Origin of the sequence: Paracoccus rhizosphaerae, from assembly GCF_026162645.1 — a bacterium.
GTDB classification, from domain to species: Bacteria; Pseudomonadota; Alphaproteobacteria; order Rhodobacterales; family Rhodobacteraceae; genus Paracoccus; species Paracoccus rhizosphaerae.
The window spans coordinates 170,278-183,117 of sequence record NZ_JAOTBE010000001.1; the positions used below are offsets into that span (position 1 = coordinate 170,278).

Genomic DNA, 12,840 nt, shown 5'->3' on the forward strand with positions numbered 1-12,840 from the left:
CGCCGGGGACCATGAACGCGCGATGCGGCAGGGGCCGCGCCTGACCGAAGGAACAGACCAACCATGGCCGACAGCACGATCCCGAAAAAGGACGGCATCTGGGAGACGATCAAGACGATCTTCTGGGCGCTGCTGATCGCGGGCATCTTCCGCACGCTGTTCTTCCAGCCCTTCTGGATCCCGTCGGGCAGCATGAAGGACACGCTGCTGATCGGGGACTTCCTGTTCGTGAACAAGATGGCCTATGGCTATTCCGCCCATTCCTGCCCGTTCTCGGTCTGCCCGATTTCGGGCCGCCTTTTCGGCAGCGAACCCGAGCGTGGCGACGTAGTGGTCTTCCGCCACCCGACGCGCAACGTCGACTTCATCAAGCGTGTCATCGGGCTGCCCGGCGACACGATCCAGATGCGCGGCGGCCGGTTGTGGCTGAACGGAGAGGCCGTGCCGATCACCCCGGTTGCGGACTTCGTCGAGACCAAGGAACAGCAGGGCCCGCAGGGCCTGATCCCCCGCTGCGTCAACGACCCGGTCCCCGAGGGCGGCGACTGCATCAAGGAACGCGCGACGGAAACGCTGCCCGGCGGGCGCAGCCACGACGTCCTGAACATCGTCGATGGCTGGGTTGCCGACGACACGCCGACCTTCACCGTGCCCGAGGGGCATTACTTCTTCATGGGCGACAATCGCGACAATTCCGAGGATTCGCGCTTCCCGACCGAGATCGGCGGCTTGGGATTCGTGCCGGCCGAATACCTGATCGGCCGTGCCGACCGGATCATGTTCTCGTCTGCGGGACGCTCGCTTCTCTATTTCTGGACCTGGCGTCCGGACCGCTTCTTCAAGGCGGTGGAGTGACGCCGGGCGCCGACATTCGCGCCTTCATGCGCCGGCTGGGGCACGACTTCGCGCGCCCCGAACTGCTGGTGCGCGCGCTGACTCACGGCTCCATCGCCAGCGCGACCCGGCCCGACAACCAGCGGTTGGAGTTCCTGGGCGACCGCGTCCTGGGCCTTGTGATGGCCGAGGCGCTGTTTCACGCCGACACCGCCGCGAGCGAGGGCCAGTTGGCGCCACGCTACAACGCGCTGGTGCGCGGCGAAACCTGCGCCGCCATCGCCCGCGACCTGGCCTTGGGAGAGGTGCTGAAGCTGGGCCGCTCCGAGATGCTGTCGGGCGGTCGCCGGAAAGAGGCGGTGCTGGCCGACGCGATGGAGGCGGTTCTGGCCGCCGTCTATCTGGATGCCGGCTTCGACGCCGCGCGCAAGGTGGTGCTGCGCCACTGGTCCGCACGGCTTTCGACCGTGGAGCAGGACAGCCGCGATCCCAAGACCGCGTTGCAGGAATGGGCGCAGGCCAACGGCATGCCGCCCCCGCGTTACGAACAGACCGACCGCAGCGGCCCCGACCACGCGCCGGTCTTCCTGATCACCGTGCGGCTGGAAGACGGCCGCCACGCCCAGGCCAAGGGCGGCGGCACCAAGCGGGGCGTCGAACAGGCGGCCGCGCAGGCGATGCTGGACCTGCTGGAGACCAAGACATGACCCCCGAATCGCAAGACGACAATCCCACCCGCGCGGGCTTCGCGGCCCTGATCGGCGAGCCGAATGCCGGCAAGTCGACGCTGCTCAATCAGATGGTCGGCGCCAAGGTCAGCATCGTGACCCACAAGGTGCAGACGACACGCGCCCGCATCCGCGGCATCGCCATGCACGGGCCGGCGCAGATCGTCTTCGTCGACACGCCGGGCATCTTCCGCCCGCGCCGTCGTCTGGACCGCAGCATGGTCGCGGCCGCCTGGGGCGGGGCATCCGACGCCGATGTCATCCTGCTGCTGATCGAGGCGCATCGCGGCCTGACCGACGGAGCGCAGGCGATCATCGACCAGCTGAAGGATCTGGGGCAGGGCACCCCCGTCGCGCTGGTCATCAACAAGATCGACCGCGTCAAGGCCGAGACGCTGCTGGCGCTGTCCAAGCAGCTGAACGAGGCCTATCCGTTCACCGAGACCTTCATGATCTCGGCCGAGAAGGGCTATGGCTGCCCGCAGCTTCGCGACTGGCTGGCGCGCGCCGTGCCCGCCGGGCCCTGGCTCTATCCCGAGGATCAGATCGCCGACCTGCCGATGCGCATGATCGCGGCCGAGATCACACGCGAGAAACTGACCCTGCGCCTGCACGAGGAGATCCCCTACCAGCTGACGGTGGAAACCGAGGCCTGGGAAGAGAAGAAGGACGGCAGCGCCCGCGTGGACCAGGTCGTCTATGTCGCCCGGCAAGGCCACAAGGGCATCGTGCTGGGCAAGGGCGGGGAGACGGTCAAGGCCGTGGGCCAAGCCGCGCGGGCGGAACTGGAGGAATTCATGGGCCGCCGCGTCCATCTGTTCCTGCAGGTCCGCGTCCGCGAGAACTGGCTGAACGAGGCCGAGCGTTATGACGAGATGGGACTGAACTTCAAGGACGGCGATGGCTGAGGCGCGGCTGGCGGCGGGCCTTTGGGTCGCGGCCTATCTGGCGCGGTTGGCGCAGGCGAACATCCCGGCCTATGTGCTGTCGCGCGGGGATGACACGGCGGGCGCGGTCGCGGTGAAATGCGCGCATCTGGACGGTACGGCGGCGCTGTGGATGCGCGAATGGGACTTCGACACCGAGACCCGCCCTTGGGTCGCCGTCGAGACGGGGCCGGAGCGTGACATTGACGCCGCCATCGCCCGACAGCGCGCCCGCGACCCCGACCTGTGGGTGCTGGAGATCGAGAGCCGCGACGGCACCACGCTGCTGGACCAGCCGGGGCTTATCTGACCTCTGGCGCGGGTCAAACTTGCAGCCTATGCATCAGGGATGAGCAGCATCCCCGCCCCCCAGATCGATTCGCCCCGCGGACTGGCCTATGCCATCGCCGCCTATCTGATGTGGGGGGTGCTGCCGATCTTCATGAAAGCGCTGGCGCACCTGCCCCCGACCGAGATCATCGCCCACCGCATCATCTGGTCGCTGCCCATCGCGGCGGCGGTCCTGGTCTGGCAGGGCCGGTCCGATGACGTTCTGGCCGCGCTGCGCCAGCCGCGGCTGCTGGCGATGGCGACGCTGACCGCGATGCTGATCTCGGCCAACTGGCTGATCTATGTCTGGGCGATCGCCAATGATCATGCGCTGGACGCGGCGTTGGGATATTACATCAACCCCCTGTTCAGCGTCTTCCTGGGCGCGACCTTGCTGGGCGAGCGTCTGAGCCGCGGCCAGTTCGCGGCCATCGCCCTGGCCGCCGCCGCCGTGATCATCCTGACGGTGCAGGCCGGTCGGCTGCCGATGGTGGCGCTTGGGCTGACGCTCAGTTGGGGGTTCTATGCCTATTGCAAGAAGAGCCTGCCGCTTGGCCCCAACCAGGGCTTCACGCTGGAGGTGCTGCTGCTGACGCCCTTTGCTGTCGCCTTCCTGGTCTGGCAGGCGGCGCAGGGGCAGTCGCATTTCCTATCGGGCGGCTGGGGGCAGGCGCTGCTGCTCTTGGGCGCGGGGCCGGTCACGGCGATCCCGCTTCTGTTCTATGCCAACGGCGCCAAGCTGATCCGGCTGTCCACCATCGGTATCCTGCAATACATCGCGCCGACGATGATCTTCCTCTGCGCGGTGCTGCTGTTCAACGAACCCTTCGGCACCGCCCGGATGATCGCCTTCCCGATGATCTGGGCCGCGCTGGTGATCTACTCCGTGACGCTGCTGCGGCAGGCGGGCCAACGCCGCCGCGACCGGCGGCAACTGGCGGCGCAGCGGATGCAGTGATCCGCCCTCTGGTCCTTGGGGCCACACTGGCGCAAGCTGCCGGCAGGGCAGGCGGAGGCAGGGATGGAGTGGCAGGCTGAGGGCACCGTCATCGGCCGCCGACCGCATGGCGAAACCGCGGTCATCCTGGACGTGCTGACCATGGAACACGGCCGCCACAGCGGCATCGTGCCGGGAGGTGCATCGCCGCGCAGGGCCGCGATGCTGCAGCCGGGCGCGCGTCTGTCGCTGCGCTGGCGCGCGCGGCAGGCCGATCAGCTGGGCACCCTGACCGCTGAGCCGCTGCGCCTGAGGGCCGGGCTGATGGCGGACCCCGTGGCGCTGGCCGGTCTGAACGCGGTCTGCGCGCTTCTGGTCTTTGCGCTGCCGGAACGCGATCCGCATCCGAACCTTGTCGCGCGGACCGAGGCGCTTCTGGACGCGATCGAGGCGGGCCGCGACTGGCCCGCGGACTATCTGGCGTGGGAGATGCTGCTGCTGGACGAGATGGGCTTCGGGCTGGACCTGTCGGCCTGCGCCGTCACCGGCCGGCACGACGGGCTGGCCTATGTCAGCCCGAAGTCGGGCCGCGCGGTCAGCCGCGAAGGCGCTGGCGAATGGGCCGACAGGCTGCTGCCGCTTCCGGCCCTGATGGGCGGAGCGGGTGACAACCTCGGCAGCGATCTGGCGCAGGGACTGGCGATCACCGGGCACTTCCTGCAGCATCGCGTCGCGGCCGAACTGGTCGGCCGCAACCTGCCCGCGGCGCGGGACCGCCTGGTGCGCCGGCTGATCCGGGACGGTCAGCCGGGCTAGGGCGTCACTGGTTGCCGCGCGCCTGCGACAGGGCGTCGGTGGCCATGGCCGCCGGGCGGCCGCTTTCATAAATCAGCCAGGTCGGGCCCTTGATGCGCAGGACGCCGCCGTAATACTCCATCTCGGTCGCCTGCTGCAGGGCGGTGAAATACCGCTGTTCGACCGCCAGGTCCTTGCAGTCGGTGACGCCGGTGGTCTGCAGCGGCTCGAACGCGACGGCCGGCAGCTGCGCCGTGTTCTTGGCGGCATAGCCGTTGCAGGGGCCGACACCCGACACCCCCTCGGGGCGGACGGTGATGGTGATGTTGCGCAGCGGCACGGTGCCGTTGCCGATGCCGACCAGGACATAGTCGTTCGCCGGAATGCCCCCCATCGGGTCGCCCGCAGGCTGGGTGTTGCAGGCGGATAAAGCCATCGTCGCGACGGCGGCAAGGACAAGGGCGGGGCGTTGGGGCAGCGGCATGGCAAACTCCTTGGGCGGAATGCGAAACTGACGTGGAATAACCTTGTTCTGCCGTTCGTTCCAGCCTGTTAAAGCTTATCCTAAAAGGCGGCGCGCGATCACCTGGGCCTGAATCTCGGCCGCGCCCTCAAAGATGTTCAGGATCCGGGCGTCGCACAGCACGCGGCTGATCTGGTATTCCAGCGCAAAACCGTTGCCGCCGTGGATCTGCAGCGCATTATCGGCGCTGGACCATGCGACGCGGGCCCCCAGAAGCTTGGCCATCCCGGCCTCGACATCGCAACGGTGACCGTGATCTTTTTCCCACGCACTGAAATAAGTCAGCTGCCGGGCGATCATGATTTCGACAGCCATCATCGCCAGTTTGTCGGCCACGCGGGGGAAGGCGATCAGCGGCTTGCCGAACTGCTTGCGGTCCAGCGCATATCGCAGGCCCAGTTCCAGCGCGTTCTGCGCCACACCGATGGCGCGGGCGGCGGTCTGGATGCGCGCCGATTCGAAGGTCTGCATCAGTTGCTTGAAGCCCTGACCCGTGACCCCGCCCAGAAGGTTTGCGCCGTCGACGCGGAAGCCATCGAAGCCCAGTTCGTATTCCTTCATGCCGCGATAGCCCAGAACCTCGATCTCTCCTCCGGTCATGCCGGGGGTCGGGAAGAGTTCGGCGTCGGTGCCCGGCGTCTTTTCCGCAATGAACATCGACAAGCCGCGATAATCGTCGGTCGCGGGGTCGGTGCGGGCCAGCAGCGTCATGACATGGGTGCGCGCGGCGTGGGTGATCCAGGTCTTGTTGCCGGTCACCAGCCAGTCGTTGCCGTCGCGGACCGCGCGGGTGCGCAAGGAGCCGAGGTCGCTGCCGGTGTTGGGTTCGGTGAAGACGGCGGTCGGCAGGATTTCTCCCGACGCAAGGCGCGGCAGCCAATGCGCCTTCTGCTCCTCCGTGCCGCCGCAGAGGATCAGCTCGGCCGCGATCTCGCTGCGCGTGCCCAAGCTGCCCACGCCGATATAGCCGCGCGACAACTCCTCCGAGACGACGACCATCGCTGCCTTCGACATGCCGAGGCCGCCCATGTCTTCAGGGATGGTCAGGCCGAAGACGCCCAGTTCAGCCAGTTCCTCGATGATCTCCATCGGGATCAGCTGGTCCTTCAGGTGCCAGTCGTGGGCGTGTGGGGCGACCTTGTCCTCGGTCCAGCGGCGGAACTGGTCGCGGATCATCTCCAGATCCTCGTCGAGGCCGGATGCGCCGACAGTCGCAGCGCCGCGGTTCCCGGCAATTAGTTCGGCCATCTCGGCCCGTGCCTCGGGCGTGTTGCCCGCCATCATGGCCCGTGCCTCGTCCGAGGGTTTCCAGTCCACGCCGAGGTCGGACAGGCGCGCGAACTCTGTCTGGCTCATCGGGATGCCGCCGGCGATCTGCGTCAGGTATTCGCCAAAGCCGATCTGCGCGATCAGCGCCTCGGTGCGGCCCTCGACGCGGGCGGACCAGGCATGCAGCTGCCGCAGGGCAGTAACGTAGGTAGCCAGCCACGACAGCGCATGCGCCGCATGCTGGTGACGTTCCAGCAGCTCGGGATCGACGCGCCCGCCACTGGCGACGCGGTCCCGCAGTCCTGCGGTCGCGCGGGTCAGCAGGTCCTCAAGCTCGGACAGGACGGCGGGGCCTTGGTGCTGCACGTCTTTCATCTGGTCCTCCTTTTGCGGCGTTGCAGCATGGGTAACGTCTTCGCAATCGCGGCGCAACAATTTTGCGCTGAAGGCGCAGGCGGAGTTCTTAAATGTCGCAGTGATTGGTCGCGCCGATGCGCCCTTTTCCTTCCCGCCCGCCGGCGCTAGCGTGCCGGCATGTTCGGACTGGAGCCTTGGCAATTTCTGGCGGCCTTCGTTGTGACCGCCTTCGCGGGCTTCGTGAAGGGCGCGTTAGGCTTTGCCATGCCGATGATCATGATGTCGGCGTTCGGGTCCATCATGCCGGCGACGGTGGCGCTGGCGGCGATGATCCTGCCGACGCTGTTCACCAACGTCCAGCAGGGCTTTCGCGAAGGAACCGGGGCGGCCGTCCGGTCCGTCGTCAAGTTCCGGCTGCACATCGCCATGGTCGCGATCTTCATCTGCGTATCCGCCGGGTTCGCGCAGGTCATCCCGCAATGGCTCATGTATGCGCTGCTGGGGGTGCCGATCACCGGCTTCGCGATCTGGCAGTTGTCCGGCCGCCCGCTGGTCCTGAACCTGCACCACCGCCGCCGGGCCGAGGGGATATCGGGCGTCATCGGCGGGCTCTATGGCGGCATCTCGGGGATCTGGGGGCCGCCGCTGATCGTCTATCTTCTGTCCATCGGCACGGAAAAGCGCGAACAGGTGCGGGTGCAGGGCGTTGTCTTCCTGATCGGCGCGGTCACGCTGACCGTGGCGCATCTGGTGTCGGGCCTGCTGAACGCGCAGACGCTGCCCCTGTCGGCGGTGCTGTGCATCCCCGCCTTTGCCGGCATGAAGGCGGGCTTTGCCTTGCAGGACCGATTGGATGTGGGGCAGTTTCGCCGCTGGACGCTGGTGCTGCTGATCCTGACCGGCCTGAACCTTGTCCGCCGCGCCTTGGAACTCTGGAGCCTGTGATGCTGGATGCCGCCGACCTGACCGCCCGCCTGATCCGCTGCCCCTCGGTCACCCCCGAGGAAGGCGGCGCCCTTGTCCTGCTGGAAGAGGTGCTGAGCGGCGCAGGCTTCGAATGTCATCGCGTCGACCGGAACGGCACGTCGAACCTGTTCGCACGGTGGGGCGCCAAGGGGGCGCGGACCTTCGGCTTCAACGGTCATACCGACGTGGTACCGCCCGGCGATCCGGCATCCTGGACCCATCCGCCGTTTTCGGGGCATCTGGACGACGACGGGGTGATCTGGGGCCGGGGCGCCACCGACATGAAGTCAGGCGTCGCCGCCTTCGTGACCGCCGCCGTGGATTTCGTCACGCAGACCCCGCCGGACGGTGCCGTCATCCTGACCATCACCGGCGACGAGGAGGGGCCGTCCCGCGACGGGACCATCGCCATCCTCGACTGGATGGAGGCGAACGGCGAGCGCATGGACGCCTGCATCGTTGGAGAGCCGTCGAACCCCGAGGTCATGGGCGAGATGATGAAGATCGGCCGGCGCGGCTCGGCCACCTATCACATCGCGGCAAAGGGCGTGCAGGGGCATGCGGCCTATCCGCACCGCGCGAAGAACCCGCTGCATGCGCTGACCCGGTATCTGGCCGACCTGACCGCCGAACCGCTGGACCAGGGGACCGAGCATTTCGACCCCACCGGCCTGCAGATCACGTCGATCGACTGCGGTAACCCTGCGTCGAACGTGATCCCGGAAAGCGCTACTGCGGTGGTGAACATCCGCTTCAACGACCTGCACACCGGCGCATCCCTGGCCGCGATGCTGACCGAGCGGGCGGCGCTGGTGACCTCCGAGACCGGCGTCACGCTGACCGTGTCGGCGCAGATCTCGGGCGAGGCGTTCATGACCCGGCCCGGCGCGTTCGTCGACCTGGTGCGCGGAGTCGTCCAACAGGAAACCAACCGCCAGCCGGCGCTCTCCACCTCGGGGGGGACGTCGGATGCACGCTTCGTCAAGGATCATTGCCCGGTGGTGGAATTCGGTCTTGTCGGTGCCCACATGCACCAGGTGAACGAACGCGTGCCCGCTCAGCAGGTCCGCCAGCTGAAGACCATCTATCAGCGCATCCTGGAAAGATATTTCGAATGAAGATCATCGAGACCAGCGACCTTGCCGCCTGCCACGCGCTGCGCCGCACCGTCTTCATCGAGGAGCAGAACGTCCCCGAGGCCGAAGAGATGGACGACCTCGACGGTCAGGCGATTCACCTGCTGGCCTGCGACGGCGACCGGCCCGTGGGCACGGCCCGCGTCCTGATCCGCGGCGACGTCGGCAAGATCGGCCGGGTCTGCGTGTTGCCCGACCAGCGGGGGACCGGGCTGGGCGCGGCGCTGATCCGGGCGGCGCTGGACCTGCTGCGCCGGCAAAGCGTCACGCAGGCGCGGCTGGGGTCGCAGACGCACGCGCTTGGCTTTTACGAGAAGCTGGGCTTCGTTGCCGAGGGGCCGGTCTATGACGATGCCGGCATTCCGCACCGCGACATGTCCCTGAACCTGGCCTGAGCCCATGACCCAGATCCCCAGCAAGGCGCAGATCCTCAAATGGGTCGCCGACAATCCAGACGCCAATTCCAAGCGCGACATCGCCAAGGCCTTCGGCATCAAGGGCGCCGCCCGGATCGAGTTGAAGCGCCTGCTGAAGGAGCTTGAATCCGAGGGCCAGCTGGAGCGCCGCCGCCGCCACTATCTCGACGCCGAACGGCTACCGCCGGTGACGGTGCTGGAGCTGCTGGCGCCCGACGGGTCGGGCGACCTGTTCGCGCGCCCGCTGGAATGGTCGGGGCAGGGGCCGGTGCCGCGTATCCTGTATGCGCCGCGCCAGACCGATCCGGCGCTTGGTCGCGGCGACAGGTTCCTGGGCCGCCTGATCGAGGTCGTGGGCGAGGATCACCAGTACCAGGCCCGCCTGATCCGCCGCATCACCGCCCAAGCCAACCGAATCACCGGCATCTTCCGCAAGGACAGCGAAGGCGGTCGCATCCTGCCCATCGACAAGGGACAGGACAAGGAGTGGCGCATCCGCGCCGACGCCACCCTGGATGCCGAAAACGGCGAACTGGTGCAGGCCGAGCAGATCGGCCCCAAGGGCCGGATGGGCCTGCCCTATGCCCGTATCATCGAGCGCTTGGGCGACCCCTCCGCCCCCCGCGCCGTCAGCCTGATCGCCATCCACCAGCATGGCATCCCCGACGAGTTTCCGCAAAAGGCGCTGGACGAGGCCGAGGCCGCCAAGCCCGCGACCATGAAGGGCCGCGACGACCTGCGCACCCTGCCCTTGGTGACGATCGACCCCTTGGACGCGCGCGACCATGACGACGCCGTGGCGGCCGTGACCGAGGAGGATGGCGGCGCGACCATCTGGGTCGCCATCGCCGACGTTGCGCACTATGTCCGACCTGGCAGCGCCCTTGACCGAGAGGCGTGGACGCGCGGCAACTCGACCTATTTCCCCGATCGCGTCGTCCCCATGCTGCCAGAAGCGCTGTCGGCGGATCTGTGTTCGCTGCACGAGGGCGTCGACCGCCCGGTGATCGCGGTCGAGATGCGGCTGGACGCGCAGGGCAACAAGACCCGCCACCGCTTCCATCGCGGCATGATGAACAGCCGCGCCTCGCTCTCTTATCAGCAGGCGCAGGCGGCGACGGATGGCACGCCCGACGACCGGACGACGCCGCTGATGGACGACGTCATCGCGCCACTGTGGCATGCCTACGGCCTTCTGAAGGGCGCGCGGGAACGCCGCCAGCCGCTGGACCTGGACCTGCCAGAGCGGCGGATCGAACTGACGGCAGACGGCCGCGTCAAGTCGGTGGCCTTCCGCGACCGCCTGGACGCGCACCGGCTGATCGAGGAGTTTATGATCCTCGCCAACGTCGCCGCGGCCGAGGAACTGAGCCGCCGCCAGCGACCGCTGCTGTTCCGCGTCCACGAGAAGCCCAGCCTCGACAAGATGGACGCCCTGCGCGAGGTGGCGCAGGCATCGGGCTTTACTTTGGCCAAGGGGCAGGTGCTGCACACCAGCCAGCTGAACCGGCTTCTGGCCCAGGCCGAGGGGACCGACTTCGACGAGCTGATCAACATCAGCACGCTTCGGTCGATGACGCAGGCCTATTACCATCCCGAGAACTTCGGCCATTTCGGCCTGTCGCTGAAAAGCTATGCGCATTTCACCTCACCCATCCGCCGCTATGCCGACCTGGTCGTTCATCGCGCGCTGATCAGCGGTCACGGCTGGGGCAAGGATGGGCTGGACGACGCGCAGATCGAGCGTCTGGACGAGACCGCCAAGCATACCAGCGAAACCGAACGCCGCAGCATGGCGGCGGAACGCGACACCACCGACCGCTATCTGGCCGCCTTTCTGGCCGAACGCGTCGGCACCGAGATGACCGGGCGCATCAGCGGCATCCAGAAGTTCGGCGCCTTCGTCAAGCTGGACGAGACCGGGGCCGACGGCCTGCTGCCGATCCGCGCCATCGGGCAGGAGTATTTCCACTTCGACCCCGATGCGCAGATGCTGATCGGCAGCGACACGGGATTAGAAATCGGCATTGGCCAGCGCGTCACCGTCCGCCTGGCCGAGGCGCTGCCCCTGACCGGCGGCCTCACGCTGGACCTTCTCGAACTTGAAGGGAAGGCCCTGCCGCGCGGCAGCGCCAAGGGCCGCCGTGGCCGCAGCCCACGCCAGATGGCGGTGAAGTCCCGCCTGGCCGAGCTCAAGCGCGCCACGAAGCGCCGCCGCAAACGCTGACGCTTCTTCTTTGCGGCAATACCTCGGGGGGTGCGGGGGGCTGGCCCCCTGCCCGTGTCAGGCCAGATACAGCACGCCGCCGACCACGGCGCCCACGACTACCAGGTTGATGACGCAGAATCCCATGATGTCGCGGGCCTGCAACCCGGCGATGCCCAGCATCGGCAGCGCCCAGAAGGGCTGCAGCAGGTTCGTCCAGGCATCGCCCCAGGCCACCGCCATCGCGACGCGCGGCAGGTCAGCGCCAAGCGCCTGCGCGGCAGGCAGCATCACCGGCGCCTGAACCGCCCATTGCCCGCCCCCGGAGGGTACGAAGATATTGACGATCCCGGCGGCGATGAAGCTCCAGAAGGGCAGGGTCTGCGCGGTCGAGATCGACACGAACCACTCCGACAGGCTGGCGGCCAAGCCGCTCTGGACCATGATCGCCATGATGCCGGCATAGAACGGGAACTGGATGACGATACCCGCGCCGCCACGCACCGCCCCGTCCAGCGCCGCCAGCAGGCTGCGTGGCGTGCCGTGGCAAACGATGCCCAGGAACAGGAACAGGAAATTCACGACGTTCAGGTTCAGCGCCCCGCCACCCGCGAAATGCAGAAGCAGCCAAGCAAGTCCCGGAATGCCGATCAGGTACATCAGCAGGGGGCTGGTCTCCAGCCACTCGGCGGGGGTCGGGGAGGCGCTGCGTGGCGCGGGCGCCGGGTCGCGCAGTTGTTCGGGATCGACCAGCACCTGCTCCCGCTCCAGCGGCAGCATCAGGCGGTTGACCAGCGGGACGATGACGAACAAAAGCGCGACGATCAGCAGGTTCCACCAAGCAAAGATCGTCTGGCCGGTGGGCACCACGCCGATCTGGTCTTCGGTGAAGTGCCCCGGCGTCGCGATGACCAGCGGGATCGAGCCCGAGATCCCGCCATGCCAGATCACGAAGCCGGAATAGGCGGACGCGACCAGCAGGCGATAGTCGACGCGGACCTGCCGCGCGATCTCCTTGGCGAAGATCGCGCCCACCACCAGCCCGAAGCCCCAGTTGATCCAGCTGGCCGCCAGCGACACGACGCTGACCAGCACGATTGCGCCGCCGCGGCTGCGTGCCAAGCCCGCCAGCCGCGCCAGGACCCGGCGCACGGGGGGCGAGGATGCCAGGATAAAGCCGGTCACCAGAACCAGCAGCATCTGCATCGAGAATGACAGAAGCTCCCAGAAGCCGTCGCCCCACATCCGCACCAGCGCCACCGGGTCGGTGCCCTGGGTCAACATTGCGGCCGCGGCGGCCACCAGCGTCAGCACGATGACGAAGATGAACGCATCGGGCAGCCAGCGTTCCATCAGCCGCGTCGCGGGCCGTGACAGGATTCTCAGCATCTTCTTCCTCCTTGCTCGCGCGAAGGCT

General features: G+C 67.6%; 13 protein-coding genes. 10 read left to right on the plus strand and 3 right to left on the minus strand.

What is annotated here, in order from left to right:
- The first annotated feature begins 63 nt into the window (after nt 1-63).
- From lepB to recO, 6 genes are all read left to right on the plus strand, one after another.
- The gene (lepB, locus tag OC184_RS00870) at nt 64-855 is read left to right on the plus strand and encodes a signal peptidase I (RefSeq protein WP_265505267.1); all 792 of its coding nucleotides are present in this window, start codon (nt 64-66) and stop codon (nt 853-855) included.
- Between the two features lie 26 nt (nt 856-881).
- A complete protein-coding gene (rnc, locus tag OC184_RS00875; RefSeq protein WP_378926362.1) occupies nt 882-1,541 on the plus strand; it encodes a ribonuclease III in 660 nt (219 codons plus the stop codon).
- Nucleotides 1,538-2,470, plus strand: a complete 933-nt coding sequence (gene era / locus OC184_RS00880) for a GTPase Era (RefSeq protein WP_265505272.1) — start codon at nt 1,538-1,540, stop codon at nt 2,468-2,470. The genes rnc and era overlap by 4 nt, the downstream gene beginning before the upstream one ends.
- Nucleotides 2,463-2,798 carry a DUF1491 family protein gene (locus OC184_RS00885; RefSeq protein ID WP_265505274.1) on the plus strand — a complete coding sequence of 112 codons (336 nt, stop codon included), beginning with the start codon at nt 2,463-2,465 and terminating at the stop codon, nt 2,796-2,798. The genes era and OC184_RS00885 overlap by 8 nt, the downstream gene beginning before the upstream one ends.
- Before the next feature lie 39 nt (nt 2,799-2,837).
- Nucleotides 2,838-3,776, plus strand: a complete 939-nt coding sequence (rarD, locus tag OC184_RS00890) for an EamA family transporter RarD (RefSeq protein WP_265505276.1) — start codon at nt 2,838-2,840, stop codon at nt 3,774-3,776.
- 63 nt (nt 3,777-3,839) lie between these two features.
- On the plus strand, nt 3,840-4,571 hold the full coding sequence (gene recO / locus OC184_RS00895; RefSeq protein WP_265505278.1) for a DNA repair protein RecO: 732 nt from the start codon (nt 3,840-3,842) through the stop codon (nt 4,569-4,571).
- Nucleotides 4,572-4,575: 4 nt separating this feature from the next.
- Here recO and OC184_RS00900 read toward each other — a convergent pair whose 3' ends face one another.
- Nucleotides 4,576-5,034: an META domain-containing protein gene (locus tag OC184_RS00900; protein WP_265505280.1), complete on the minus strand. Its 459-nt coding sequence runs from the start codon at nt 5,032-5,034 to the stop codon at nt 4,576-4,578.
- Between the two features lie 75 nt (nt 5,035-5,109).
- The gene (locus OC184_RS00905) at nt 5,110-6,717 is read right to left on the minus strand and encodes an acyl-CoA dehydrogenase family protein (RefSeq protein WP_265505282.1); all 1,608 of its coding nucleotides are present in this window, start codon (nt 6,715-6,717) and stop codon (nt 5,110-5,112) included.
- Nucleotides 6,718-6,876: 159 nt separating this feature from the next.
- On the opposite strand from OC184_RS00905, the gene OC184_RS00910 reads away from it, so the two are divergent.
- From OC184_RS00910 to rnr, 4 genes are read left to right on the plus strand one after another with little or no spacing between them, the layout of a single operon-like run.
- Nucleotides 6,877-7,644: a sulfite exporter TauE/SafE family protein gene (locus OC184_RS00910; protein WP_265505284.1), complete on the plus strand. Its 768-nt coding sequence runs from the start codon at nt 6,877-6,879 to the stop codon at nt 7,642-7,644.
- The gene (gene dapE / locus OC184_RS00915; RefSeq protein WP_378926308.1) at nt 7,641-8,783 is read left to right on the plus strand and encodes a succinyl-diaminopimelate desuccinylase; all 1,143 of its coding nucleotides are present in this window, start codon (nt 7,641-7,643) and stop codon (nt 8,781-8,783) included. The genes OC184_RS00910 and dapE overlap by 4 nt, the downstream gene beginning before the upstream one ends.
- Nucleotides 8,780-9,196: a GNAT family N-acetyltransferase gene (locus OC184_RS00920; protein WP_265505287.1), complete on the plus strand. Its 417-nt coding sequence runs from the start codon at nt 8,780-8,782 to the stop codon at nt 9,194-9,196. Before dapE ends, OC184_RS00920 begins: the two co-directional genes overlap by 4 nt.
- A 4-nt stretch (nt 9,197-9,200) precedes the next feature.
- The gene (gene rnr, locus OC184_RS00925; RefSeq protein WP_265505289.1) at nt 9,201-11,444 is read left to right on the plus strand and encodes a ribonuclease R; all 2,244 of its coding nucleotides are present in this window, start codon (nt 9,201-9,203) and stop codon (nt 11,442-11,444) included.
- Nucleotides 11,445-11,501: 57 nt separating this feature from the next.
- Here the strand turns inward: rnr and OC184_RS00930 are convergent, their stop codons facing one another.
- Nucleotides 11,502-12,812, minus strand: coding sequence for a short-chain fatty acid transporter (locus tag OC184_RS00930; protein WP_265505290.1), 1,311 nt, complete (start codon nt 12,810-12,812; stop codon nt 11,502-11,504).
- Nucleotides 12,813-12,840: the final 28 nt, after the last annotated feature.